This is a genomic window from Streptosporangium sp. H16 (assembly GCF_051918855.1).
Classification (GTDB): Bacteria; Actinomycetota; Actinomycetes; order Streptosporangiales; family Streptosporangiaceae; genus Streptosporangium.
Map to the genome: position 1 here is coordinate 54,251 of NZ_JBPXMD010000020.1, position 24,347 is coordinate 78,597.

Annotated in this window: 21 protein-coding genes and 1 riboswitch; of the genes, 16 read left to right on the forward strand and 5 right to left on the reverse strand. The window is 71.4% G+C overall.

What is annotated here, in order from left to right; all coding sequences use genetic code 11:
* Window positions 1-180 precede the first annotated feature (180 nt).
* Window positions 181-2,112, forward strand: a complete 1,932-nt coding sequence (locus ACTOQ2_RS28940; protein WP_440103794.1) for a hypothetical protein — start codon at window positions 181-183, stop codon at window positions 2,110-2,112.
* A 498-nt stretch (window positions 2,113-2,610) separates the two neighbouring features.
* Window positions 2,611-3,897 carry an NlpC/P60 family protein gene (locus tag ACTOQ2_RS28945; protein ID WP_440103796.1) on the forward strand — a complete coding sequence of 429 codons (1,287 nt, stop codon included), beginning with the start codon at window positions 2,611-2,613 and terminating at the stop codon, window positions 3,895-3,897.
* Window positions 3,898-4,099: 202 nt separating this feature from the next.
* On the opposite strand, the gene ACTOQ2_RS28950 is transcribed toward ACTOQ2_RS28945, so the two are convergent.
* Window positions 4,100-4,597 (reverse strand): inorganic diphosphatase, encoded by a 498-nt coding sequence (locus tag ACTOQ2_RS28950; RefSeq protein ID WP_329087576.1) that lies wholly within the window; start codon window positions 4,595-4,597, stop codon window positions 4,100-4,102.
* Between the two features lie 122 nt (window positions 4,598-4,719).
* Here ACTOQ2_RS28950 and dacB point away from each other — a divergent pair, with 122 nt between their 5' ends.
* The 11 genes from dacB to ACTOQ2_RS29005 all read left to right on the forward strand — a co-directional run bounded on the left by dacB (window position 4,720) and on the right by ACTOQ2_RS29005 (window position 15,135).
* On the forward strand, window positions 4,720-6,096 hold the full coding sequence (gene dacB / locus ACTOQ2_RS28955; RefSeq protein ID WP_440103797.1) for a D-alanyl-D-alanine carboxypeptidase/D-alanyl-D-alanine endopeptidase: 1,377 nt from the start codon (window positions 4,720-4,722) through the stop codon (window positions 6,094-6,096).
* Between the two features lie 51 nt (window positions 6,097-6,147).
* Entirely contained in the window at window positions 6,148-7,242 is a 1,095-nt protein-coding gene (locus ACTOQ2_RS28960; protein WP_440103799.1) for a zinc-dependent metalloprotease, read from the forward strand.
* A gap of 144 nt (window positions 7,243-7,386) precedes the next feature.
* Window positions 7,387-8,400 carry a tRNA lysidine(34) synthetase TilS gene (tilS, locus tag ACTOQ2_RS28965; protein WP_440103801.1) on the forward strand — a complete coding sequence of 338 codons (1,014 nt, stop codon included), beginning with the start codon at window positions 7,387-7,389 and terminating at the stop codon, window positions 8,398-8,400.
* Between the two features lie 12 nt (window positions 8,401-8,412).
* The gene (gene hpt, locus ACTOQ2_RS28970) at window positions 8,413-8,970 is read left to right on the forward strand and encodes a hypoxanthine phosphoribosyltransferase (protein WP_440071359.1); all 558 of its coding nucleotides are present in this window, start codon (window positions 8,413-8,415) and stop codon (window positions 8,968-8,970) included.
* A gap of 280 nt (window positions 8,971-9,250) precedes the next feature.
* On the forward strand, window positions 9,251-11,260 hold the full coding sequence (ftsH, locus tag ACTOQ2_RS28975; protein WP_440103803.1) for an ATP-dependent zinc metalloprotease FtsH: 2,010 nt from the start codon (window positions 9,251-9,253) through the stop codon (window positions 11,258-11,260).
* The gene (folE, locus tag ACTOQ2_RS28980; RefSeq protein ID WP_440071410.1) at window positions 11,257-11,847 is read left to right on the forward strand and encodes a GTP cyclohydrolase I FolE; all 591 of its coding nucleotides are present in this window, start codon (window positions 11,257-11,259) and stop codon (window positions 11,845-11,847) included. Before ftsH ends, folE begins: the two co-directional genes overlap by 4 nt.
* A gap of 469 nt (window positions 11,848-12,316) precedes the next feature.
* Entirely contained in the window at window positions 12,317-13,168 is an 852-nt protein-coding gene (gene folP / locus ACTOQ2_RS28985; protein ID WP_440103805.1) for a dihydropteroate synthase, read from the forward strand.
* On the forward strand, window positions 13,165-13,605 hold the full coding sequence (locus ACTOQ2_RS28990) for a nuclear transport factor 2 family protein (RefSeq protein ID WP_350972537.1): 441 nt from the start codon (window positions 13,165-13,167) through the stop codon (window positions 13,603-13,605). The genes folP and ACTOQ2_RS28990 overlap by 4 nt, the downstream gene beginning before the upstream one ends.
* A 197-nt stretch (window positions 13,606-13,802) precedes the next feature.
* Window positions 13,803-14,192 (forward strand): dihydroneopterin aldolase, encoded by a 390-nt coding sequence (gene folB / locus ACTOQ2_RS28995; RefSeq protein ID WP_440071409.1) that lies wholly within the window; start codon window positions 13,803-13,805, stop codon window positions 14,190-14,192.
* A complete protein-coding gene (folK, locus tag ACTOQ2_RS29000) occupies window positions 14,189-14,686 on the forward strand; it encodes a 2-amino-4-hydroxy-6-hydroxymethyldihydropteridine diphosphokinase (protein WP_440103807.1) in 498 nt (165 codons plus the stop codon). The genes folB and folK overlap by 4 nt, the downstream gene beginning before the upstream one ends.
* Window positions 14,683-15,135 (forward strand): DUF3180 domain-containing protein, encoded by a 453-nt coding sequence (locus tag ACTOQ2_RS29005; protein ID WP_440071355.1) that lies wholly within the window; start codon window positions 14,683-14,685, stop codon window positions 15,133-15,135. The genes folK and ACTOQ2_RS29005 overlap by 4 nt, the downstream gene beginning before the upstream one ends.
* Before the next feature lie 79 nt (window positions 15,136-15,214).
* Here ACTOQ2_RS29005 and ACTOQ2_RS29010 read toward each other — a convergent pair whose 3' ends face one another.
* Genes ACTOQ2_RS29010 through ACTOQ2_RS29020 form a run of 3 tightly spaced genes read right to left on the reverse strand, consistent with a single transcriptional unit; the run spans window position 15,215 to window position 19,073 of the window.
* Window positions 15,215-16,489, reverse strand: coding sequence for an acyltransferase family protein (locus ACTOQ2_RS29010; RefSeq protein ID WP_440103809.1), 1,275 nt, complete (start codon window positions 16,487-16,489; stop codon window positions 15,215-15,217).
* 38 nt (window positions 16,490-16,527) lie between these two features.
* Window positions 16,528-17,712 (reverse strand): NADH-quinone oxidoreductase subunit D, encoded by a 1,185-nt coding sequence (locus tag ACTOQ2_RS29015; RefSeq protein ID WP_440071353.1) that lies wholly within the window; start codon window positions 17,710-17,712, stop codon window positions 16,528-16,530.
* Between the two features lie 17 nt (window positions 17,713-17,729).
* Complete coding sequence (locus tag ACTOQ2_RS29020) at window positions 17,730-19,073, reverse strand: aminotransferase class V-fold PLP-dependent enzyme (protein WP_440103810.1); 1,344 nt, start codon at window positions 19,071-19,073, stop codon at window positions 17,730-17,732.
* A gap of 52 nt (window positions 19,074-19,125) precedes the next feature.
* Window positions 19,126-19,241: riboswitch (SAM riboswitch) on the reverse strand.
* A gap of 234 nt (window positions 19,242-19,475) precedes the next feature.
* Here ACTOQ2_RS29020 and ACTOQ2_RS29025 point away from each other — a divergent pair.
* Both ACTOQ2_RS29025 and ACTOQ2_RS29030 read left to right on the forward strand, forming a co-directional pair.
* Complete coding sequence (locus tag ACTOQ2_RS29025) at window positions 19,476-20,333, forward strand: TerC family protein (protein ID WP_440103812.1); 858 nt, start codon at window positions 19,476-19,478, stop codon at window positions 20,331-20,333.
* Window positions 20,334-20,360: 27 nt separating this feature from the next.
* The gene (locus tag ACTOQ2_RS29030) at window positions 20,361-21,560 is read left to right on the forward strand and encodes a cytochrome P450 (RefSeq protein ID WP_440103814.1); all 1,200 of its coding nucleotides are present in this window, start codon (window positions 20,361-20,363) and stop codon (window positions 21,558-21,560) included.
* 228 nt (window positions 21,561-21,788) lie between these two features.
* On the opposite strand, the gene ACTOQ2_RS29035 is transcribed toward ACTOQ2_RS29030, so the two are convergent.
* Window positions 21,789-22,754 (reverse strand): SAM-dependent methyltransferase, encoded by a 966-nt coding sequence (locus tag ACTOQ2_RS29035; RefSeq protein WP_440103816.1) that lies wholly within the window; start codon window positions 22,752-22,754, stop codon window positions 21,789-21,791.
* Window positions 22,755-23,085: 331 nt separating this feature from the next.
* Here ACTOQ2_RS29035 and ACTOQ2_RS29040 point away from each other — a divergent pair, with 331 nt between their 5' ends.
* A complete protein-coding gene (locus tag ACTOQ2_RS29040) occupies window positions 23,086-23,976 on the forward strand; it encodes a Rossmann-like and DUF2520 domain-containing protein (RefSeq protein WP_362695283.1) in 891 nt (296 codons plus the stop codon).
* Window positions 23,977-24,347 lie beyond the last annotated feature (371 nt).

Below are 24,347 nucleotides of genomic sequence, written 5' to 3' on the forward strand. Positions count from 1 at the left end.
GCGGTCCTTCCTTGGCGTACCAATAGGCATGATTAGTTCGATTAAATGGCTATTCATCAATATTTATGATTGCTATTAGTGGCAGGTTTTTACTCGAATCGTTGACGTGGCGAAGACAGTCGGAGTCACCGTACGCGAATCGCTGGAATTTCCGGTTACCCGGCGTTTACCTTCGATTGCATGACTGACAGTGTCCTGGTCGCGGCGTTGTGCGCGAGGAGCCCCGGAGCCCTCGCCGATCTCTACGACTCATACGCGGAAAGCGTCTACCGATACTGCCGCTCAATGCTCGCCACCTCCGACGCCGCGGATTCGGCGCTCCTCGGCACCTTCATCGCCGCCGAGGTCCATATTCACGCGCTCGCCGACTCCCGTCGGCTGGAGGCGTGGCTGTACGCACTCGCTCGGGGGGAGTGCGTACGGCGTCATCTCGCCGGGGGGCGCGACTCGCCGGTCCTCGCCCCGGTGTTCGCCGCCGGAGGCGACGCGGACCTGCGGGTGATGGCGTGGAACGCCACCCGGAGCCTGTCGGCCGACGACCGTGAGGTCCTCGACCTGAGCTGCCGGCACGGCTTCGGGCCCATCGACCTCGCCGCGGTCCTGGGCGTCACCCCCAAGGTCGCCGGTGCGCTGTACGAGTCGGCGAGGGAGCGTCTGCGCGACGTCGTCACCGCGGAGGTCCTCGTCCGCAAGGGGCCCTACGACTGCGCGAGCCGGGCCCGCATGCTCACCGGCTTCACCGGTGAGCTCACGCCGGAGGCGCGCGAGCGGGTCATCCGCCACGTGAACCGCTGCGACACCTGCGCCCCGCACCGGGTCAGGCAGGTCTCCGCGGCCAAGGTCTTCGACCTGCTCCCCCTGGTCGCGCTCCCGCCCACGCTGCGCGCGTGGGTGATGAGCCACTTCACCGACCCCGAGCGGGTCCCCTACCGGCGCGACGTCGCCCGCCTGGCCGGCCCCCTCGACGGTGCCGGGTTTCCGGTCGGCAGGGGGCGCGGAAGTCGCCGGCCCCACGCGCTGGCCGGCGCGGCGGCCGCGGCCGCCGCGGTGGTGGCCCTGGCCCTGGTCCTCGCCCAGTCGGTGGTCGACCCTGGAGGCTCGGGTTCCGGCGTCGCCTCGGGTACGTTCCCGGCGGTGGCGGAGCCTCCGGACACCCGGATACCGGGGGAGTCCCGGCGGGGCGGCACGTCCGCGCCGCTGGACCCCGTCGGGGAGGGCGTGGCCGTCGAGCGGATCGGTTCGCTCGGGATGACGGCGCCGGTCAGTGCCACCGGGCCCGCCTTCGGGGATGACAAGAAGGGGATGCCGGACCTGACCGGCCCTTGGACGGAGGCCTCGCCCCGGCGGCCGGGTGACGGCTCGTCCGGCGACGGAGCGGCCGATCCCGCCCGTGAGGGACCTTCTGCCGACGGGCCGGCCGACCGGCCGGCCGCTCCGGCGGAGAGCCCGGCCCAGCCGTCCCTGCCCGTGTCACCCGTGCCGCCGGGATCTTCCGGGATCGGCACGCCGGACCGGCATCCCCCGTCCCGCGACCACCACGGACACTCCTCCCGCCGCTGCGGGATCACCCACCGACCGGCGGACCCGGCGCCCCCACGGGCGAATCCGGGCTCCCCACAGGCGGACCCGACACCTCCGCGGGCGAATCCGAGGCCACCGAGAGGGGAGCACAGGCCTCCGCGCGCGGTCCCTCGGCCGCCGCGGGCCGATCCGGAGCCGCCGCGGGCGAACCCCCGGCCGTCGCACGCCGATCCGCGACGCCCGCGGGCGAACCCCGGCCACCTGAGGTCCGGTCCGCGGCAGGTCCCCGACGATTCCCGACCGGCTCCCGCCGGTCCGGGGCGGACCTCGGACGGCGCGGGTCGCGGGGGGAGCCCGGGTGGCCGGAGCCCGGAACGGATCTCGAACGGCTCGGGCCATGAGCGGACCCCGGACGGCGCGAGCCGTGGGCGGACCCCGGACGGCGCGGGTCAGGGGCGGCCGTCAGGCGATCCAGGCCGGGGCCGGTCCTCGGGGGGCTCCCCGCCGGCCTCCACCGGTACGAATCCCGCCGCCCCGCCCTCGCGGCCGGAGTCTCCCGCCCCCTCCGGGACGGCTGCCATACCGGCCTGATCGATCTGACCGGCTTCACCGGTCTGCCGCCGCCTCCCCGTTCCCCGTTCCCCGTTACCCGGTCCCTGCCTCCCCTGTCCTCCCCCTGCTCTCCGCCCCTTGCCGTCCCCGTTCCCCGGCCTGTGCCTCCTCCGAACTCCGAACTCCGAACTCCGAACTCTGTTCTCCGTTCTCTGTTCTCCGTTCTCCGGCCCCTGCTCTCGGCCCGCCCCGGACCTTTGCCGGGCGGGCCGTACGGACGTCCGTGGAGAAAACCGCCGCGCACCCGCCGTACAGGAGATCGGGTGTGAGATACGGGAGCCGGGGCCCCTGCCGACGGGGGTATTGTGGCGGGCGGTGACTACGGGGTGTGAGTGAAATGTGTGCGGAGAGTGACGAGCGGGAATGTTGAGGTAGGCCGCCGCCTGGCACGCGGCGACGCGCCGCGTCGTGCGGCGGGACCGTGAAACGCGGTGGGACCGCGACACGCGGTATTCAAGGGGACTCCGGGGGAGACGCATGCATTCAGTCAGACGGCGCCGTCATGCCGCCGCGGTGGCGGGCCTCGCCTGTTGCCTGATCGCCGGGCCGGGGCTCCCCGCCGGCGCTGTTCCTGGCCGGCCGGGGCCGGGCGACGCCGCGCCGGGCGGTGTGTCGGGCCCGTCGGCCGACGAGGTGGCCGAAGCGCGGGCACTGGCCCGCGAGCGCGGGGAGAGGCTCGGCTCGACCACGGTCCTGGTCGCCGAGGCGCAGGCCAGGCTGGAGGAGCTGGTCGCCCAGGCGGAGCGGCTCGTCGAGTCGTACAACGGGGAGCTGGTCAAGACGGCTCGCGCCAAGAAGCTCGCCGAGCAGGCGGCCGAGCGGGCCAGGACGGCGGGCTCCGAGGTCGGGGAGGCCCGGGAGGCGGTGGCCGCGATCACCGCCCAGAACTACGGCGGGCTGGACATCGCCCAGCCCATGATGGCCATGATGACCGACAGCGGCGGCCCCACGGACGACGGCTACCTGCGCAGGGCCAGCATCCTCGCCCACATGGGCGGAGGGCAGGCGGAGACGCTCAAGCAGCTACGCGAGGCCCAGGAGGTCTTCGCCATCCTCCAGGCGCAGGCGGACGAGGCCTACGCCGTGCAACGGGAGGCGCAGGCGAGGGCCGAGGAGACGAAGCTCGCGGCACAGGAGGCCGTCGCCAGGCAGGTCGACGAGACCCGGCGGATCAAGGAGGAGCAGGCGCGGCTGGAGAAGCTGGCCGAAGAGGCGCGCGGCGCCGCCGACCTGCTCGCCAGGAAGCGTGAGGCGGCCCTGGAGCAGGCCAGGATCGCGAGGGAGAACGCCGAGCGCGCTCGGTATCAGGCGGCCGCCGTGCGCCGCGAGGCGGCGCGGATGGCGGTGGCCTCGGGAGAGCCCGCGTCACGCTGGGCGCTCAACGTGACGGCCGGTTCGGCCAGGGGCGACATCGCCGCCGACTGGGCGCTCACCCAGCTCGACAAGCCGTACGTGTGGGCGGCCGACGGGCCGGCCGCCTACGACTGCTCGGGGCTGACCATGCGGGCCTGGGAGCGGGTCGGGGTCGTCATGGACCACTGGACCGGCACCCAGTGGACCGCGGGCCCGCACGTGCGGCTCAGCGAGCTCCAGCGGGGCGACCTGCTCTTCTACGGGCAGATCACCCAGAACCCCGGCGACATCCACCACGTGGGGATCTACATCGGCCGGGGGCTGATGGTGCACGCCCCGCAGACGGGGGACGTGGTCAGGGTCGCGCCGATGTGGCGCAGCGACCTCGTCGGCGCGACCCGTCCAGCGTGATGACCGGCCAAGGACCGACCGGCCAAGGACCGACCGGCCAAGGACCGACCGGCCGATGGGCGACCGGTCAAAGGCCGGCCGTTCGACGAATGACCGGCTGAAAACCGATTGTCCGATGAACGACCGGTCAAAAGACGACCGTCCGGAAGACGACCGGCCAAGGGGCGGTCGGCCAAAGACCGGGTAATAATCCGGTCACGAATCAGTGCTTTCCGTGGACCTCGTCCTTGGCGCGCTTGATGGAGCGGACGATCTCCTCTTCGGCCTCCACCCTGCCGACCCAGTTGGCGCCCTCGACCGACTTGCCGGGCTCCAGGTCCTTGTAGACCTCGAAGAAGTGCTGGATCTCCAGGCGGTCGAACTCCGGCACATGGTGGATGTCGCGGATGTGTTCCATCCGGGGATCGGTGGCGGGGACGCACAGGACCTTGTCGTCGCCGCCCTTCTCGTCGGTCATGCGGAACATGCCGACCGCCCGGCACTTGATCAGACAGCCGGGAAAGGTCGGCTCCTGGAGCAGCACCAGGGCGTCGAGTGGATCACCGTCCTCGCCGAGCGTGTCTTCGATGAAGCCGTAGTCGGCGGGGTACTGCGTGGAGGTGAAGAGCATGCGGTCGAGCCTGATGCGGCCTGACTCGTGGTCCACCTCGTACTTGTTCCGTTGCCCCTTGGGAATCTCAACGAGAACGTCGAACTCCACCGCGGTTCCTCCACTCAGACCCCCGGGCACCCCCGGTTGGGCGTTAATGTCTCGTAGGCGATTTATGCCTTTTGGATACCGATGATGAGAGGACGGCGACGATAATGCGGCGTGAGCGGTGGGTGGCCTTGGTCACTCTCGTCCTGCTGCAGATCTTCGTCGTCGCGGCCGGGGCACACCTGCTCACCAGCGATGTGCTGGTCGAAGGTGAGCCCGAGACGATCGTCGCGTCGGCCGAGCCGCCCCCCGTCCCGGTCATCACCGCGGGTCCGGTGCTGGCCGCGGGGGGGAACGGCCCTCTCCCCGCCAAGGGTACTTTGGCGGAGCGGCTGACCGAGGCGTTGGGTGACCCCGCCCTGGGGAGAAGTGTCGGCGCCGCGGTCCTCGACGCGGAGACGGGCGCCCTGCTGTTCGGCAGCGGCGCGGCCACGGGCATCACCCCCGCCTCCACCACCAAGGTCGTCACCGCGGTCGCCTCGATGGCCTCGCTGGGACCCGACGCCAGGCTGAGCACCCGCGTGGTGCGGGGCTCCTCGCCCGGCTCGATCATCCTCGTCGGCGGCGGCGATCCCACCCTGGCGAGTCCCAGGACGGCGGGGAGCGCGGGAAACACGGTCTATCCCCGGCCCGCCTCGCTCGCCACCCTCGCCTCGCGTACCGCCAGGGCGCTCAAGGGGGCCGGCGTGTCCAAGGTGACGGTGGCCTACGACGACTCCCTCTACACCGGGTCGCGTACCGCCGCGACCTGGAAGCCCGGTTACGTCCCCGAGGGCAGCGTCGCCCCCGTCACGGCGCTCATGATCGACGAGGGCAGGGTCTCGCGGGGAAGCGACCAGCGGGTCTCCGACCCCTCCCGCACGGCGCACGCCGCGTTCGTGTCACTGCTGTCGAAGTACGGGGTCACGGTCTCCAAGTCCGCCAGGCGGTCCAAGGCCCCGGCCGGTGCGCAGGAGCTCGCCCGGGTCGACTCCGCTCCGGTCTACGCCCTGGTCGAGCGGGCCCTCACGCTCAGCGACAACGACCTGTCGGAGGCGCTGGCCAGGCACGTGGCGATCAAGGAGGGGGAGCCGGCCTCCTTCGACGGCGGCGCCGCGGCCGTCGGCAAGGTGCTGACCCGGCTCGGCGCGGCGCAGGGCGTTCGGGTGTTCGACGGCAGCGGGCTGTCGCCGAAGAACCGCATCGCCCCCGAGGCGCTCGCCCGCCTGGTCGCGGCGGCGGCCTCCCCGGCCAATCCCGGCCTGCACCCGATCATCAGCGGCATGCCGGTCGCCGGCTTCAGCGGCACCCTCGGGCACCGGTTCGACAAGCTCCACTCCGCCTACGGGCTGATCCGCGCCAAGACGGGCACCCTCGACGGGGTCAACACCCTGGCGGGCATGACCACCACGCGGGGCGGACGCATGGTGACCTTCGCCTTCATGGCGGACAGGGTCCCGCCGGGCTGGGGCAAGGCCGAGGCGGCCCTCGACAGGCTCGCCGCCGCGGTCGCCGCCAGCTGATCACGGGTTCCGGGTGCGCGAGTCGACGGGAGAGCACGTACGGTGGACGGTATGCAGGTGATCGACTGGGATCTTGCCGTAGCGACCGGAACGCGCCTGGTGCGCCCCGGGCCGCAAGTCAGCCGAGAGGAGGCCCGGCAGGCCGTCGCCGATTTACGGCGGCTCTCGCGTGAGGCCGAGGGGCATGTCCGCGAGTTCACCCGAATCGACACCGAGACCGCGCCGCAACCCGCGACCATCGTCGACAGGCCCGGCTGGATCAAGGCCAACGTCGACGGCTTCCGGGTGGTGCTGGAGCCGCTCACCGAGCGGATGGCCGCCCGGGGGAACCAGACACCGGCGATCGTGAGCGCGGTGGGCTCGCGCGTCACCGGGGTCGAGGTGGGCGCGGTGCTGGCCTTCCTCGCCTCCCGCGTCCTGGGGCAGTACGAGCTGTTCCTGCCGCCCGACCCGACCGGCCAGGCGCCCACGGGACGTCTCACCCTGGTCGCGCCCAACATCGTTCACGCCGAGCAGGAGCTCAACGTCAACCCGCGTGACTTCCGCCTCTGGGTCTGCCTGCATGAGGAGACCCACCGGGTGCAGTTCACCGGCGTCCCCTGGCTGCGCGAGTACGTCAGCACGCAGACGACCGACTTCCTGCTCGCCTCCGACATCGACCTGCCCGCGCTGCTGGAGCGGCTCCGCTCGGCCGCCGGCACGTTCACCGATGTCGTCAGGGGCGGGGAGGGCAACCTGATCGACGCGATCCAGACGCCCGAGCAGAAGGTGATCCTCGACCGGCTCACCGCGGTGATGACCCTGGTCGAGGGGCACGGCGACTACGTCATGGACGCGGTGGGCCCCTCGGTGGTCCCCTCGGTCGCCGACATCCGCGCCAAGTTCCACCACCGCCGCGAGGGCGGCTCCCGGCTCGACCGCACGATCCGCAGGCTGCTCGGCCTCGACCTCAAGATGAAGCAGTACGCCGAGGGATCGGCCTTCGTCCGCACGGTCGTGGGGCAGGTTGGCATCGGCGGCTTCAACAAGATCTGGACCTCGCCGGAGACGCTCCCCACCCAGGCGGAGATCGCCAAGCCGGAGCGCTGGATCGCCAGGGTGATCGGCACCCCGGCCATTCCCGAGGCCAGCGGCACCGTCGGCTGACCGGTCCGGCTTGGCGGCCCGATTCGATCGGGCCGCCAAGCCGACCGCACCGACCGCGCTCACTCCGTTGGCCCCGCCGGTCACGTCGGCCGTGAGCGGGGTGGTCGTGTCGCCGTCCCGTCCGGGGCCTGGACAATGGCGGGCATGGGTCCGCATCCCGCCGTCGCCGACATCCGGCGCGCCGTACGGCTCGCACTGGGCGACCTGGAGCCGGGCGTTCTGGTGCTGGCCGCGTGCAGCGGCGGCGCCGACTCCCTGGCCCTGGCCGCCGCGCTGGGCTTCACGGCGCCCCGCGCCGGGCTCCGCGCCGGCCTGCTCAGCGTCGACCACGGTCTGCAGGAGGGTTCGGGCGAGCGCGCGGGCGACGTCGTGCGGCTCGCGCCCGGCCTGGGGCTCGACCTCGCCGAGGCGCTGACCGTCTCCGTCGGCACCTCGGGAGGGCCGGAGGCGGCGGCCAGGCAGGCCAGGTACGCCGCCCTGTCCGAGGCGGCGGAGCGCCTGGGGGCGGTGGCCGTGCTGCTCGGGCACACCAGGGACGACCAGGCGGAGACCGTGCTGCTCGGGCTTGCCAGGGGGAGCGGCACCCGGTCGCTGGCCGGGATGCCCGCGCGGGCCGGAATCTACCGGCGGCCGCTGCTGGAGCTCGGCCGGGCGACGACCGTGGCGGCCTGCGCGGCGCTCGGCCTGACCCCGTGGGACGACCCGCACAACCTCGACCCCCGATACACCCGGGTCCGGGTCCGCGAGCGGCTGCTGCCCGCCCTGGAGGACGAGCTCGGCCCCGGCGTCGCCGAGGCGCTCGCCAGGACCGCGTCCCTGTGCCGCGACGACGCCGACGCGCTGGACGCCTGGGCCGGGGAGGTCTACGCCCGCGTCGCCGTACGGGATTGCGCTCTTAGCGATATCAGCACGGTGACGGTGGCCGTACGGGACCTGGAGGAGCTCCCGGCCGCCGTGCGGCGGAGGGTGTTGCGGAGGGCGGCGATCGACGCGGGATCGCCGCCGGGCACGCTGGCGGCCTCGCACGTCCTGCAGGTCGACCGTCTGGTCACGGCGTGGAAGGGGCAGCGGCGCGTAGAGGTGCCCGGGGGGGTGGGCGCGGTTCGGCGGTATGACACCCTGATACTCGCCAGACAGCCAGCCAGCCCCGTTTCGTAAGGAAAATCCCAGGTGGACGCAGCCGATATGGGCCGGGACCTCTCGAAGGTCCTCATTCCCGAGGAAGAGCTCCAAGCCAAGATCAAGGAGCTCGCGAGCCGGATCGACGAGGACTACGCGGGCGAGGACCTGCTGATCGTGGGCGTGCTCAAGGGCGCGGTCATGGTGATGGCGGACCTGGCGAGGGCCCTGCACCTGCCCGTGCAGATGGACTGGATGGCCGTCTCCTCCTACGGGGCGGGCACCAGGTCGTCGGGCGTCGTGCGCGTGCTCAAGGACCTCGACACCGACATCGCCGGACGCCACGTGCTGGTCGTCGAGGACATCATCGACTCCGGCCTGACCCTGTCGTGGCTGGTTCACAACCTGAAGTCGCGCAACCCCGCCTCGGTGGAGATCTGCGCCGCGCTGCGCAAGCCGGACGCGGTCAAGGTGCCGATCGACGTGAAGTACGTCGGTTTCGACATCCCCAACGAGTTCGTGATCGGTTACGGCCTCGACTACGCCGAGCGCTACCGCAACCTTCCCTTCATCGGAACTCTCGCCCCTCACGTATACGGAGCGGGCTGAAAAGTACGCCCTGCGCGAAGTGAGCCATCCACAAACGCGACATTGCCCATAGCGGCGGGGAACACGGACCTACCTGACGTACGTTGGTAGGGCAAAGCCGGTCTGTCCGCGCGGTGACCCCGCGCGCCACGCCGGTGTACCTTCGGACAACCGAAGAGGTGGCCTCCCGCCGTCTCTGGGTAGTCAGTTGGAGCGGTTAGGGATACCGCGAACCCCGGGTTCGCCCGGGGTTGCCAGGCTCTGGTCAGGAAGGGACGGGCCCGCCGGGGTTCCGCATCGGATGGATCTCAAGCGATTTACACGTGGGCCACTGCTGTGGATCCTGGGCATCGTCGTTCTGCTTCTTCTCGTCACCACCATGTGGGGCGGTGAGGGCAACTTCGAGAGACGCGACACCTCCCAGGTCATCAGCTGGATCGACGAGGGCAAGGTCTCCAACGCCAAGATCATCGACAAGGACCAGCGCATCGAGGTCACTCTGACCGACAAGAAGCGCTACTACTCCTCGTGGGTGACGGGCCAGGGCGTGCAGCTCGCCGACAGGCTCCAGACGGCCGAGGCCGCCAACAAGCTGCCCGGCGGATACAACGTCGACGTGCCCAAGGAGAACTTCCTTCTCGGGCTCCTGGTGAGCTTCCTGCCGATCGTTCTCATCGTGCTGTTCTTCCTGTTCATCATGAACCAGATGCAGGGCGGCGGCTCCCGGGTGATGAACTTCGGCAAGTCGAAGGCGAAACTCATCACCAAGGACACCCCGAAGACCACCTTCGCCGACGTCGCGGGTGCCGACGAGGCCATCGAGGAGCTCCAGGAGATCAAGGAGTTCCTGCAGGCCCCGGCGAAGTTCCAGGCGATCGGCGCCAAGATCCCCAAGGGCGTCCTGCTCTACGGCCCGCCCGGAACCGGCAAGACCCTGCTCGCCAGGGCCGTCGCCGGTGAGGCCGGGGTGCCGTTCTACTCCATCTCCGGCTCCGACTTCGTGGAGATGTTCGTCGGTGTCGGCGCCTCCCGGGTCCGCGACCTGTTCGAGCAGGCCAAGGCGAACGCTCCGGCGATCATCTTCATCGACGAGATCGACGCGGTGGGCCGCCACCGCGGCGCCGGTCTCGGCGGCGGCCACGACGAGCGCGAGCAGACGCTGAACCAGCTCCTCGTCGAGATGGACGGTTTCGACGTCAAGGGCGGCGTGATCCTGATCGCCGCGACCAACCGGCCCGACATCCTCGACCCGGCGCTGCTGCGTCCCGGCCGTTTCGACCGCCAGGTCACCGTCGACCGCCCCGACCTGGAGGGCCGCAAGGGCATCCTCAAGGTGCACGGCCGCGGCAAGCCCTTCGCCGAGGGCGTCGACCTCGACATCATCGCCCGCCGGACGCCCGGTTTCACCGGTGCCGACCTGGCCAACGTGATCAACGAGGCCGCGCTGCTCACCGCGCGGGCCGACGAGAAGCTGATCACGATGGAGCTGCTCGAGGAGTCCATCGACCGCGTGATGGCCGGCCCCGAGCGCAAGTCCCGCGTCATGTCGGACCAGGAAAAGAAGATCATCGCGTACCACGAGGGCGGGCACGCCCTGGTCGCGCACGCGCTGCCCAACTCCGACCCGGTCCACAAGATCACGATCCTGTCCCGCGGACGCGCCCTCGGTTACACGATGACGCTGCCGATGGAGGACAAGTTCCTCGCGACCCGCTCGGAGATGCTGGACCAGCTCGCGATGCTCCTCGGCGGCCGTACGGCGGAGGAGCTCGTCTTCCACGAGCCCACCACCGGCGCCTCCAACGACATCGAGAAGGCCACCTCCATCGCCCGCCGCATGGTCACCGAGTACGGCATGAGCGAGCAGCTCGGCGCCCGCAAGTTCGGCAGCGGCAACGGTGAGGTCTTCCTCGGCCGCGAGATGGGCCACGAGCGCGACTACTCCGAGAAGATCGCCTCCACGATCGACGAGGAGGTCCGCCGCCTCATCGAGTCCGGCCACGACCAGGCCTGGGAGATCCTCGTCGAATACCGCGACGTGCTCGACAACCTGGTGCTGGAGCTGATGGAGAAGGAGACCCTCTCCCGCGACCAGGTGCTGCAGATCTTTGCCCCGGTCGTCGTCAAGGAGAAGAGGCCCTCCTACTCCGGCTACGGCAAGCGGCTGCCCTCCAACCGTCCGCCGATCCTGTCCCGCAAGGAGCAGTCCGGCAACGGCGCGCTCCCCACGGGCGAGCAGGCGGCCGGTGGCAACGGCGCCCTTCCGGCGGGGACGGGTCACCCCGACGCCTCGCCCAAGGACGTGAACTGAACGTGGGGGGTGCCAAGCCGCTCCAGGTCGACGCGGCCCGGCTGGAGAGCGCGGTCCGGGAGATCCTCATCGCCATCGGTGAGGATCCCGACCGCGACGGGCTCCAGGACACCCCCGCCCGCGTCGCCCGCGCCTACGCGGAGCAGTTCGCCGGGCTGGGGCAGACCCCGGAGGACGTCCTGACCACGGTCTTCGACGTCGACCACGACGAGATGGTGCTCGTCCGCGACATCGAGGTCTACTCGACCTGCGAGCACCACCTCGTGCCGTTCCACGGCGTGGCCCACGTCGGCTACATCCCGAACGCGAAGGGGCAGGTCACAGGCCTGTCCAAGCTCGCCCGCCTCGTCGACGTGTACGCCAGGCGCCCCCAGGTGCAGGAGAGGATGACCTCCCAGATCGCCGACGCGCTCATGAACGTGCTGGAGCCGCGGGGGGTCATCGTCGTGATCGAGTGCGAGCACCTCTGCATGACCATGCGGGGGGTCCGCAAGCCAGGGGCCAAGACGATCACCTCGGCCGTGCGCGGGGACTTCCGCAACAGCGACAAGACCCGCGCCGAGGCGATGGCCCTCATCATCCGCTGATCGCCGTCCCGCGTGCCTTCGAGAGCCCGTAAGGACGTGACCCCGCCCGGACCGCCGATCGGCGTCCGGGCGGGGTTTCCGCGTTGTGGAGGGTCTGGAGGGGGTGTGGCGGGACCGGCGACCGGACGACGGCCGTGCCCGCGGCCGGACCCGTGGCCCGGCCGGCGGCCGGGAAGGGCTGTGGGGCGGGGAAAGTCCCCCAAGCCGACCTTGGTCGGGCTAATATCGCCACACCCGGCAGGGCCGGGCGCCCCGATCGGGTTCTCTCCGACTCTCGGATCGAGACGGCCACGCCCGAGGGTCTCGCGGAGCCGCCGACTCCGAGTGGAGGAGAACGCATGCCAGCCAGACGTCCCGGGCGGGACACCGGCCGAGGACCGTCCGCCCTGTGACGGGTGTGCGGATTCGTTATGGCGCAAGCCGGACCCACGAGACGGGCGTACAGGGCGCAACGCCTAGGCTTGTCGCCATGACTACGTGGAGTGTGCCCGGGCTGCCGGACGCGGGCCGGTGCCTCGTGATGGGCGTGGTCAACGTGACTCCCGACTCCTTCTCCGACGGCGGCAGGTGGTTCGACCCGGCGGTGGCCGTGCGTCACGGCCTGGAGCTGGTCGAGCAGGGCGCCGACATCGTCGACGTCGGCGGCGAGTCCACCAGGCCCGGCGCCGCGCGGGTGCCGCTGGAGGAGGAGCTGGCCAGGGTCGAGCCGGTCATCCGGGAGCTGAGCCGCGAGGGCGTCACCGTCAGCGTCGACACCATGCGGGCCGAGGTCGCCCAGATGGCCGTGCGGGCCGGGGCGAAACTGGTCAACGACGTCAGCGGAGGGCTGGCCGACCCGGCGATGCCGAGAGTAGTGGCCGCCTCGGGCGTACCGTACGTGGTGATGCACTGGCGGGGGCACAGTCACGCCATGGACCGCAGGGCCGTGTACGGCGACGTGGTGACCGAGGTGCGCGAGGAGCTCGCCAAGCGGGTCGCCTCCGTGCTGGCCGAGGGGGTGGCGGAGGAGCAGATCGTGCTCGACCCGGGGCTGGGCTTCTCCAAGAACCCCGAACACAACTGGGCGCTGATCGCGGGCATCGACAGGCTCGGAGAGCTGGGTTACCCGCTGCTCGTCGGGGCCTCGCGGAAACGCTTCCTGGGTCGCCTCCTGGCCGACCCGGAGGGCGTGCCGCGCCCTTTCAGTCGTAGTGACGATGCCACGCTCGCCGTGACCGCGCTCGCCGCGCAGGCGGGGGCCTGGTGTGTGCGCGTGCACGACGTCCGTCCGAACGCGGACGCCGTCCGTGTGGCTGCCGCAGTTCAGGGAGCGAGATCATGAGCGTCGACACCACCGCCGTCGAGACGGTCAACCAGGCGTTCTACACCGCCATCGAGGACGCCGACCTCGACCGGATGACCGAGATCTGGGCCGAGGACATCGAGGGCGAGCAGGTGAGCTGCGTCCACCCCGGCTGGCCGATCGTGAACGGCCGGCAGGAGGTGCTGCGCTCGTGGGCGCTCATCATGGCCAACACGCCCTACATCCAGTTCGTGCTGACCGACGTCCGCGTCATGGTCCTGGGCGACGTCGCCATCCTCACCTGTGAGGAGAACATCCTCACCGCGGGCGACGAAGGTGATTCCAGCTTCGCGGCGGGCAAGGTGGTCGCGAGCAACACCTTCGTGCGGACGTCGGCGGGGTGGCGGCTCTGGCTGCACCACGGCTCACCCGTGCTGCAGGGGGACGACGAGGACGAGGAAGAGGAAGCCGCGTGAGCGAGCGCACCGGTGAACGGTCCGGCGGGAGTGGCGGTCACCCGGTGGCCGGGGGTCGGCCCCTGCGGATCGACGACGGCGTCGACGACCTGATCGGAGATCCGGCCGACGAGCCGATCGGCGGTCCGATCGGCGGCCGGCCGCTGGATCCGCTGGAGAACCTGGCCCTGGGCTCGTCCGGGGCCGTGGCGTACGGCCTGCCCTCCGGCGGGTCCGGCAGGACGGCCGGCGACCGGATCAGCCTCAGAGGGCTGCGGGTGCGCGGGCGGCACGGCGTGCTGGCGGCGGAGCGGGAGCTCGGCCAGGAGTTCGTCGTCGACGTCACCCTGTTCCTCGACACGGCACCGGCGGCGGCCGGTGACGACCTCACCAGGACCGTCCACTACGGCGAGCTCGCCGAGGACCTGGCGCGGGTCGTGGGAGGCGAGCCGGTCGACCTGATCGAGACCCTCGCCCAGCGCCTGGCCGACGTCTGCCTGGCCCGCGAGCTCGTCCAGGCGGCGGAGGTGAGCGTGCACAAGCCCGCCGCGCCGATCCCGCTGCCGTTCGACGACGTGATCGTGACGATCACCCGGGGCCGGGCATGAGGGTCGTCCTGGCGCTCGGCAGCAATCTGGGCGACCGGTTCGGCACCCTGCGGGGCGCGCTCGACGCCCTGTTCGAGAAGCCGGAGCTCACGTTCGTCGCGGTCTCGCCGGTCTACGAGACCGACCCGGTCGGCGGTCCGGAACAGGGCGCCTATCTCAACGCGGTGGTGATCGCCGAGAGCGCGCTGGAACCTCGGGCGCTCCTCGATCGTGCTCAAGGTGTGGAGAACGCCTTCGGCAGGGTCCGGGTGGAGCGCTGGGGAGCGCGCACCCTGGACGTCGACCTGATCACCGTGGGGGACGTCGTCATGGACGACCCCGACCTCACCCTGCCGCACCCCAGGGCGCACGAGCGCGCGTTCGTACTGGTCCCCTGGGTGTGGGCCGACCCCGGCGCCGTCCTGTCCGGACGCCGGGTGGCCGACCTGCTGGCCGGTCTCGACCAGGGCTACGTACGGCCGCGCCCCGACCTGACCCTCCAGAGGCCCGTGTGAAGCCCACCCGCCCCGGTGTCCTCATCGGGATCTTCCTCGTGTTCGCGATCCTCACCTGGGCGCTCCTCAGACCGCTCTACTCGGATCTGCCGACCGTGCCGTGGACGGCGATCCCGACGGTGCTGCTGCTGGCGATCGGTGAGTTCTACAGCGGGTGGATGACGAAGGCCAGGATCGAGCGCAAGCCCGACACCAAGCCCGTCGAGCCCCTGGCCGTGGCCCGCCTGGCCGCCCTGGCCAAGGCCTCCGCGTACGGCGGGGCGATCTTCGGCGGGATCTTCGCCGGGTTCACCCTCTACACGGTGGAGCTGCTGGAGCAGGAGGTCCCCCGCCGCGACTTCTTCATCACCGGCGGGTCGATGCTGGTGTGCGTGCTGCTGATCTGCTCGGCCCTGTACCTGGAGCACTGCTGCAAGGTGCCCAAGGACTCCGCGGACGACGATCGCTGAGGCGCCGGCCCCGGCGTAGGCCCCGCCCCGGCCGTCCGCCGCCCTGGCGCGACGCCGGCCTCGTTCCCGCGGGGCCACGCTAGCGTCGTCTCGCCGTCCACTTGCGTCCGAAGAGCATGATGACCGGGAGCGTGCAGACCAGCGCCCCGGCGACGGCCAGGGGGCGCTCCAACCACCAGAACAGGTCCGGCCGCACCCCGACGCCGGGCCCGCCGCCCGCCAGCCACCAGGTCAGCGCCACCCAGATCGCCATGCCGGTCGTGTGGAACAGGAACAGCGGGAGCGCGAACCGGTTGACCGTCTCGTTCACGCGCTGCCACCTGGGACGTTCGAGCAGGCGTTCCATGGACGGCCTCAGCACCTCCACCAGGCCGATCTGGAAGATCAGGAGCGCCACGATGACGAAGGTGGGCGGCGCCATGTTGGAGAGCTTGTCGCCGGGAACACCCACCATCGAACCCGGGTAGATGCCCGAGTAGACCAGGCCGAAGAGGGCGAACAAACCGGTCCACAGGATGGCGACGTCGAAGCGGCGGGGAAGCTCCACCACCCTGTCGTAGAAGAAACCCGCCTGGTGGGCCAGCCCCCAGACGATGATCATGTTGAGCCAGCCCGCGGCCTCGTACCCGTAGCGCAGCCGTAGCACGTCGACGACGAGCGCCGCCCCCGCCAGCCAGATCAGGGCCAGCACGTCGTAGTGCCGGTGCAGCCAGAGCGAGATCGGGAGCAGGGCGATCAGCACGAGGTAGACGCCGATGAACCAGAGGGGGCTGATGACGAGCAGGACCACGCGGTCCATCCACTCGATCCCGAACGCCCACGCCACGAGTGCGCCGAACACGATCCAGGTTCCGGCCAGCGCCAGCGCGGGGATCGCGAGGCTCCGGATGCGCCGCGACACGAAGGTGCCGATGCCCACCCCGCGCTCGCAGGCCCGGTTCCACGACAGCAGGTGGACGTATCCACCCACGTAGAAGAAGAGCGGCAGCACCTGCAGCAGCCACGTCAGGATCCACAGCCCCGAGGTGAAGCCCAGCGGGCTCGTCGGGGAGGGGCCGTCGGGGCCCCACTGCAGGATCGTGAACGCCCAGTGCCAGACGACCACGACGATCAGGCTGAACGCGCGTAGCCAGTCGACGTACCGGTCCCGCCGTGGCCCGCCCTCGACAGGAGGGACCTCGGGCGGCACGGGCCCCGTGGTCGCGGTGGTCGCGGTGGCGGGAGTTCCGGCGGTTCCGGTCGAGGCGGGCCCGGAGGCTCCCGGAACGGGAGCGGCGGGGGACGCCGGGGGTGTGGGGAGCGCCGAGGGGGCAGGGGGAGTCGCCCTCTCCTGATCCTCACCGGGTTCGGTCATGCGGTTCCAACCGTGCCTTACTCGTCACTCGTCACTCGTCACTTGTCGATGTCGCCGACGACGAAGAACATCGAGCCCAGGATGGCCACCATGTCCGCGACCAGGTGGCCGGGGAGCATCTCGCGCAGCACCTGGACGTTGTTGAAGGAGGCCGAGCGGAGCTTCATCCGCCACGGCGTCTTCTCGCCGCGCGAGACCAGGTAGTAGCCGTTCAGGCCGAGCGGGCTCTCCGTCCAGGCGTAGGTGTGGCCCTCGGGAACCTTCAGCACCTTGGGCAGGCGCTGGTTGACCGGCCCCGGGGGCAGGTCAAGAAGCCGTTCCACGCAGGCGTCGGCCAGGTCGAGGGAGACCTTCACCTGTTCCAGCAGCACCTCGAAGCGGGCGTGGCAGTCTCCCGCCGACCGGGTGACGACCTTCACCGGCAGCTCGCCGTAGGCGAGGTACGGCTCGTCCCTGCGCAGGTCGACGTCGACGCCGGAGGCGCGGGCGATGGGGCCGCTCACGCCGTACTGCATGATCGTCTCGCGGTCGAGGACGCCGACCCCGCGCGTGCGGGCGAGGAAGATCTCGTTCCCGACGATCAGGTTCTCGATGTCGGGCAGCCGTCGCCGCACGTCGGCCACGGCCTGGGCGACCCGGCCCGTCCACCCCTCGGGGATCTCCTCCTTCAGGCCGCCGACCCGGTTGAACATGTAGTGCATGCGCCCGCCGGAGATCTCCTCCATCACGGCCTGGAGGGTCTCGCGCTCCCGGAACGCGTAGAAGACCGGAGTGATCGCGCCGAGCTCCAGCGGGTAGGAGCCGAGGAACATCAGGTGGCTGAGCACCCGGTTGAGCTCGGCCATCAGCGTGCGCGTCCAGACCGCCCTGACCGGCACCTCCATGCCGAGCATCCGTTCCACCGCGAGCACGACGCCCAGCTCGTTGGCGAACGCCGACAGCCAGTCGTGCCGGTTGGCCAGCACGATGATCTGCCGGTAGTCGCGCACCTCGAAGAGCTTCTCCGCGCCCCGGTGCATGTAGCCCACGATCGGCTCGGCCGAGCTGATCCGTTCCCCGTCCAGGGTGAGCCGCAGCCGCAGCACGCCGTGCGTGGACGGGTGCTGCGGGCCGATGTTGAGGATCATGTCCTCGGTCGCGAGCTCCTTGCCGTGCGCCCCCCGCACGGCCTCGGCCCCCGCCCCCATTCCCACGCTCAGCTCGCGGGGCGCGCCTTCAGTCATAGGGCCATGCTGTCACGTCAGCCGCGCGAGGCAAGATCCCGCAGGGCGTCGATCAACCGGTCGACGTGCTCGGAGGTGGTACCGATGCCGATGGAGGCGCGGACGGCGGAGGCGGTGACGTCGTCGCAGCCGCCGTCCTTGGCGCCCAGCAGGTGCCGTACGAAGGGGTGGGCGCAGAACTTGCCGTCGCGGACGCCGATGCCGTGGTCGCCGGACAGGACCTCGGCGACCTCGCGGGCGGTGAAGCCGTCCACCACGAAGGAGACGATGCCGACGCGCGGGTGGTCCGGGCCCCACAGGGACAGCTCGTGCACGCCGGGGACGGAGGCGAGACCCGCGCGCAGGCGCTCCAGGAGGCGCTCCTCCTCGCGGACCAGCGGGGTCCAGCCGGTGGCGATCAGGGCGTCGCAGGCCGCGGCGAGCGCGACGGCGCCCAGCACGTTCGGGGTCCCCGCCTCGTGCCGGGCCTCGGGGTCGTCGTGCCACTCGGTGCCGTCGTCGTTCACGGCCTTCACCGCGCCGCCGCCCCGCAGGTACGGCTCGGCCTCGGCCAGCCAGTCGGAACGGCCGATCAGCGCGCCGGTGCCGAACGGCGCGTAGAGCTTGTGGCCGGAGAAGACCACGTAGTCCAGGTCGAGCGCCGTCAGGTTGAGGCGGCGGTGCGGGACGAGCTGCGCGGCGTCGACGAGGACGCGGGCCCCGTGGCGGTGGGCGATGTGGGCCAGCGCGGCGATCGGCCAGAGCTCCCCGGTGACGTTGGAGGCGGCGGTCACGACCAGCAGCTTGGGGCCGTCGATCGAGGCGAGGGCGTCGTCGGCGGCGCGGACGGCCTCGCCGGGGAAGGCGGGGGCCGCCAGCCGCACGACCCGCTCCCAGGGCAGCAGCGAGGCGTGGTGCTCGGTGTCGAAGACCACGGCGGTGGTGCCCTCGGGCAGGCTGCGGGCCAGCAGGTTGGTCGCGTCCGTGGTGTTGCGGGTGAAGATCACCGAGTCGTCGGGACGGGCGCCGACGAAGGCGCGCACCGTATGCCTGGCCTGCTCGTAGCGGGCCGTGGTCAGCTGGGACGCGTACCCGGCGCCGCGGTGGACGCTGGAGTAGGCCGGGAGCGCGGCGGCGACGGCGGCGCTGACCGGCTCCAGACAGGGGGCGCTCGCGGCGTAGTCGAGGTTGGCGTAGCGGACGAGCCTGCCGCCCCTGACCGGGACCTCCAGGTCCGAGCCGAGCACGGCCGGGATCGGGCGGTCACCGGACGCGTAGGTCTCGGGGACGGTCACAGGAGCGGCGGTGGTGGCCGGGACGACGGGGGCGGGGCTCGCGGGGTTTGCGAGGCTCGCGGGGGTGAAGATCGTCAGGGTGGACATGCCAGGGCTCCTTCGAGGTCATCGGACCCCAACCCATGACACAGGTGCCTGGAGCCCGCGCTTGCCCGGCACACCTCGTGCCGGACCAGGTCCTCACCCGGGGCACCCCGCCGCGGACGCGAGGGTTGCCGGCCAGCGAGCCGGGGCTTGTCACTGGCACTCATGACCTACGGGGGAACTATAACCGACACCTCGCGGTGCCCCGCAAGTCCGAAACGTGATCAACCCGATATCGGAGCCGGAGCGGGCGTCCTCGGGAACGCCCGGCGGATTTGCCAGCGAAGCGTGATGAGGGGGAAGGAACTCCCTGCGTCCCCCGGTCGTCCAGGCAGTCAGTCGAAGAAGCACTCGGGCAGCTGGGCCGGCGGTGCGTTCGGGCGCCGGCCGACGAAGGAGGAAGCAATGGACTGGGTGACCAGCCCGGAGATATGGATAGGGTTCTTCACCCTTGTCGCCCTGGAGATCGTCCTGGGAATCGACAACATCATCTTCATCTCGATCCTGGTGGGCAAGCTCCCGCCCGAGCAGCGCGACAAGGCCCGCAAGCTCGGCCTCGCCGTCGCCCTGCTCAGCCGCCTCCTGTTGCTGCTGGCGTTGTCGTGGGTGGTGAGGCTCACCGAACCGATGTTCGAGGTCTTCGGGCAGGGGATATCGGGGCGCGACCTGATCCTGATACTCGGCGGCCTGTTCCTGCTGGGCAAGAGCGTCCACGAGATGCACGGCAGCCTGGAGGGAGAGTCCCACCACTCCGAGGGCAAGGTCGCCTCCTCCTTCACCTCGGTGATCATCCAGATCATGATCCTCGACGTCGTCTTCTCGCTCGACTCGGTGATCACCGCGGTCGGCATGGTCGACGAGCTGGGCGTCATGATCGCGGCCGTCATCGTCTCGGTCATCGTGATGCTGGTCGCCTCCGGGCCGATCAGCCGCTTCGTGGACCGGCACCCGAGCATCAAGATGCTCGCCCTGTCCTTCCTGGTGCTGATCGGCGTCGTGCTCATCGCCGAGGGGTTCGAGCAGCACATCTCGAAGGGCTACATCTACTTCGCGATGGCGTTCTCGCTGCTGGTGGAGCTGCTGAACATCCGGATGCGCGGCAAGGCGGGGCGGAAGCCGGTCGAGCTGCGTTCCCGCTACGAGACCGAGGGCGAGGCCGGCCCGGAGACGCCAAAGGGCACGGAGGCCCCGGTGGGCGCGGAGACCCCGGCGGGCCGGGCGGACGAGCCGGTCGAGAGAGGGAAGCCGGACGAGCAGACCTGATCCTGGACCGGGGATTACGATGCTTACGTGCGCTTTGATCCCTGGAATCCGGAATTCGTCGCCCACCCCTATGACGTCTACGACGAGCTGAGGCGGGAGCGGCCGGTCAGCTTCTTCGAACCGACCGGCCAGTGGCTGGTGGCCAGGTACGCCGACGTCAACGCGCTGCTGCGAGACCGCAGGCTCGGCCGCTCCTACCTGCACGTGGCCTCGCACCAGGAGTTCGGCAGGCCGGACGACCCCGAGTTCCAGGACCCGTTCTGGCGGGTGATCAGGGCGGGAATGCTCGATGTCGAGCCGCCGGTGCACACCAGGCTCCGGCGGCTGGTGTCGAAGGCGTTCACCCCCCGCATGGTCGAGGCGCTCCGTCCCAAGGTCGCCCGGATGGCCGGGGAACTGGTGGACGACTTCGTCGAGCGCGGCGGCGGAGACCTGATCGCCGAGGTCGCCGAGCCGCTCCCGGTCACCGTGATCGCCGAGATGCTGGGCGTCCCCGAGGCCGACCGGCACCTGCTGCGGCCCTGGTCGGCCGACATCTGCGGCATGTACGAGCTCCAGCCGTCGGTCGAGGCCCAGCACACGGCCGTGCGGGCGGCCGAGGAGTTCTCCGCCTATCTCGTCGAGCTGGCCCGCGCCCGCAGGGCCGACCCCGGCGACGACCTGATCAGCGCGCTCGCCCTGGTGGCCGACGAGGGTGACAGGCTCACCGAGGAGGAGCTGGTCGGCACCTGCGTGCTGCTGCTCAATGCCGGGCACGAGGCCACCGTCAACGTCACCGGCAACGGCTGGTGGTCGTTGTTCCGCAACCCGGCCGAGCTGGACCGGCTCCGCGCCGACCACACCCTGCTGCCCACGGCGGTCGAGGAGCTGATGCGCTGGGACACCCCGCTGCAGATGTTCGAGCGCTGGGTGCTGGAGGACATCTCGGTGGGCGGGGTCGACATCCCGCGCGGCACCGAGGTGGCGCTGCTGTTCGGCTCGGCCAACCGCGATCCCGAGGTCTTCGCCGACCCCGCCCGCCTGGACGTGGGCCGGGCCGACAACCCGCACATCTCCTTCGGCGCAGGGATTCACTTCTGCCTCGGGGCACCGCTGGCCAGGGTCGAGCTGATCGAGTCCTTCGGCGCCCTGCTGCGCAGGGCCCCGAAGATGGAACTCGCCGCCGAGCCCGTCTGGGGGCCGGGCTACGTCATCCGCGGTCTCACCTCCCTGGACGTGCGGGTCTGAACCGGCCTCGAACCTGGACGTGCGGGTCTGAACCGGCCTCGAACCTGGACGTGCGGGTTTGAACCGGCCTCGGACGAAGCGGCCGGAGCGGGCGACGCGGACGGGCCACGGGTGTGCCCGGCCCGTGTCGTCCGTGGACGAGGGCACGGCGGCCGGGCGCCCCACCGGCTCCCTGTCGGCTCCGCCGCCCGCACCGTGGCCCCGCGGGAACGACGTCGGTCCGGCGGGTCAGTGACGGCTCTGCGACAGCCAGCCGAACCCGCCGAGGCCGCCCGCGGCGATGAGCTCCGCCTCCTCCGAGGCCCTCGCGAGGGCCTGCAGGTAGCCGCGCGGGTCGTTCCTGGCCTGCTCGACCGGCGGGCGGCCTCCGGTGATCCCGAGGGCGCGCAACGCCTCGCGCTGCGTGGTCAGCGCCGTCGTGACGGCTCCGGCGCTCTCGCCGGAGGCCGCGCAGGCGTCGAGCGCCACATGGGCGGTGATGTCGCACGAGCCGTCGGGCACGGGCGCGACCATCGCCCCGTCCCGGTAGCCGGCCAGCGTGCCGTACGGCGGCCGGTCGTCCAGGGCGTGGGAGTAGTCGATCGCGATCGCCCCGCCGCGCGCCAGCCGTACGATCACCGACGCCCAGGCCCTGTCGCGCGGCCTGCCGATCTCGGCCCGCTCCCCGACGGCCCGCATCGGCCACCATCGGTCCAGCCAGGCGAGATCCGCCTCCGAGGGCATGCCGCCGAGGCGTTCCTCACCGTCGGTGACGTTGACCATGACCAGCCGGGGCCCGTCGGCCGTCTGCTCCGCGATGTCGACCGGCACGTTGTCGAGCCACTCGTTGGCGATCACCAGCCCGTGGATCCCGTCCGGCGCGGCCCTCGACCAGACGATCTCCTCGGGCAGCGCCGGCGGCCGGGGCGCCAGGTCGACCGCGGTCACCCGCAGTCTCGACCGGAGCGCGGGCGGTGCCGCGGCGAGCACACCCGCCGCCAGCTCGCCCTCACCGGCGCCGATGTCGACCAGGTCGAGCACGTCGGGGCCGCCGAGCGCCTCGTCGATCGCGGCCAGCTCGCGCAGCACGGCCTCGGCGAAGACGGGGGAGGCGCCGACCGATGTCCGGAAATGGCTGGAGGGGCGCTCCCGGAGATAGAAGCCGCTTTCGCCGTAGAGCGCATGCTCCATCGCGGCACGCCAGGTGAGCCACACGCTCTCAGACGCTACCCGCCGGGGCGGGGGAACGAGATCGGCTCGCGCTGACGCTTCGAGTGAATGCATGACTACATTCTGTCACCGGTTTGCGCGATCGTTGTCGACGCCACGTCGGCGCGCCGCGGGCTGGATCGCCGTGTGAGCCGGGCCTGCGGGCTCTCCAGCGGGCCCGGTACGCTCCCGGTTCGCCCGGCCGGGCCCCCTCGGGGAGGGCCTCGCCTCCGTTACCGACCGCTACGAACCCGCGTCTTGCCACGGTTGCGACGGCATGGCCCGTTACGCTGGTCAATCGGGCACGGAGCCCCACATGGTCGAAGGACGGGACGTCATGGACGCAGTCGATCGCCCGGCACGGCTGGCCGTCGGAGTGGTTGGAGCGGGCAGGGTCGGTTCGGCGCTCGGCGCCGCGCTCGTCAGGGCGGGGCACCGGGTGGTCGCGGCGAGCGGTGTCTCCGACGCCTCGAGGGAGCGGGCGGTCGAGCGGCTCGGGCTCGTTCCCACCCGGCCGGAGGACGTGGTGGCCGGCGCGGACCTCGTCCTGCTGACGGTCCCCGACGACGTGCTGCCCGGCCTGGTCTCCGGCCTGGTCGAGACCGGCACCGATCTGCGCGGCAAGCTGGTGGCCCACACCAGCGGCGCGTACGGCCTGGCCGTGCTGAACCCGGCGATCAAGGCGGGGGCGCTGCCGCTGGCGCTGCATCCCGTGATGACCTTCACCGGCCGCGACGACGACCTGCGCCGCCTCACCGGGATCTCGTACGGGGTGACCGCTCCCGACCCGCTCCGCCCGGTGGCCGAGGCCCTCGTCATCGAGATGGAGGGCGAGCCGGTCTGGATCGCCGACGAGGACCGGCCGCTCTACCACGCGGCCCTGGCCCAGGCGGCCAACCACATGGTGACGCTCATCGCGGAGTCCTCGGAGCTGCTGGAGAAGATCGGCGTGGAGCAGCCGGGCCGGATGCTCGGCCCGCTGCTCGGCGCGGCCCTGGAGAACGTGCTGAGGCTCGGCATCGCCGGGCTCACCGGCCCGGTGGTGCGCGGCGACGCCGGAACCGTCCGCAGGCACGTGGACGCGCTGATCCTCGCCGCCCCCGAGGCGGCGGACGCCTACGTGGCGCTCGCCAGGCTCACCGCCGACCGGGCACTGGCGGCCGGGCTGCTCAAGCCCGAGGCCGCCGAGCGCCTTCTGGACGCCCTGGGCGGCAACATATGGACCTGAGGGACATGACGAGTCACGACCGGCGGCGACCGGTGACGGTTCCTGGGCGGCAACATATGGACCTGAGGGACCCGAAGGCGTACGAGATCGCCCTGGGAGGCGCCGTACGGCCCTGAGGGGCCGGGGCGTACCGGATCGGCCTGGGGAGGCGAGTGCGGTCCTGAGGGACCCGGGTGCGTACGAAGTCGGCATGGGCGACGCGCGGCCCCGAGAGGTTCCGTGCCGACCCGGTGCCCGCCCCGGTGACCCGATCGGGTTAGCTGATCCGGTGAGCCGAATCCGCCCGGCGAAGGGAACCGGCGGATTCCGACGACCGTCATTCCTCTCCGGCCCGGGAGCCGGAGCACCCCCGGGAGGTTCCAGTGATCGTG

Bases quoted from the DNA above. Each gene is read 5' to 3' on its own strand.
- ACTOQ2_RS28940 (WP_440103794.1), top strand. From the start codon at position 181: ATGACTGACAGTGTCCTGGTCGCGGCGTTGTGCGCGAGGAGCCCCGGA.
- ACTOQ2_RS28945 (WP_440103796.1), top strand. From the start codon at position 2,611: ATGCATTCAGTCAGACGGCGCCGTCATGCCGCCGCGGTGGCGGGCCTC.
- ACTOQ2_RS28960 (WP_440103799.1), top strand. From the start codon at position 6,148: ATGCAGGTGATCGACTGGGATCTTGCCGTAGCGACCGGAACGCGCCTG.
- tilS (WP_440103801.1), top strand. From the start codon at position 7,387: ATGGGTCCGCATCCCGCCGTCGCCGACATCCGGCGCGCCGTACGGCTC.
- ftsH (WP_440103803.1), top strand. From the start codon at position 9,251: ATGGATCTCAAGCGATTTACACGTGGGCCACTGCTGTGGATCCTGGGC.
- folP (WP_440103805.1), top strand. From the start codon at position 12,317: ATGACTACGTGGAGTGTGCCCGGGCTGCCGGACGCGGGCCGGTGCCTC.
- ACTOQ2_RS28990 (WP_350972537.1), top strand. From the start codon at position 13,165: ATGAGCGTCGACACCACCGCCGTCGAGACGGTCAACCAGGCGTTCTAC.
- folK (WP_440103807.1), top strand. From the start codon at position 14,189: ATGAGGGTCGTCCTGGCGCTCGGCAGCAATCTGGGCGACCGGTTCGGC.
- ACTOQ2_RS29010 (WP_440103809.1), bottom strand. From the start codon at position 16,489: ATGACCGAACCCGGTGAGGATCAGGAGAGGGCGACTCCCCCTGCCCCC.
- ACTOQ2_RS29015 (WP_440071353.1), bottom strand. From the start codon at position 17,712: ATGACTGAAGGCGCGCCCCGCGAGCTGAGCGTGGGAATGGGGGCGGGG.
- ACTOQ2_RS29020 (WP_440103810.1), bottom strand. From the start codon at position 19,073: ATGTCCACCCTGACGATCTTCACCCCCGCGAGCCTCGCAAACCCCGCG.
- ACTOQ2_RS29025 (WP_440103812.1), top strand. From the start codon at position 19,476: ATGGACTGGGTGACCAGCCCGGAGATATGGATAGGGTTCTTCACCCTT.
- ACTOQ2_RS29040 (WP_362695283.1), top strand. From the start codon at position 23,086: ATGGACGCAGTCGATCGCCCGGCACGGCTGGCCGTCGGAGTGGTTGGA.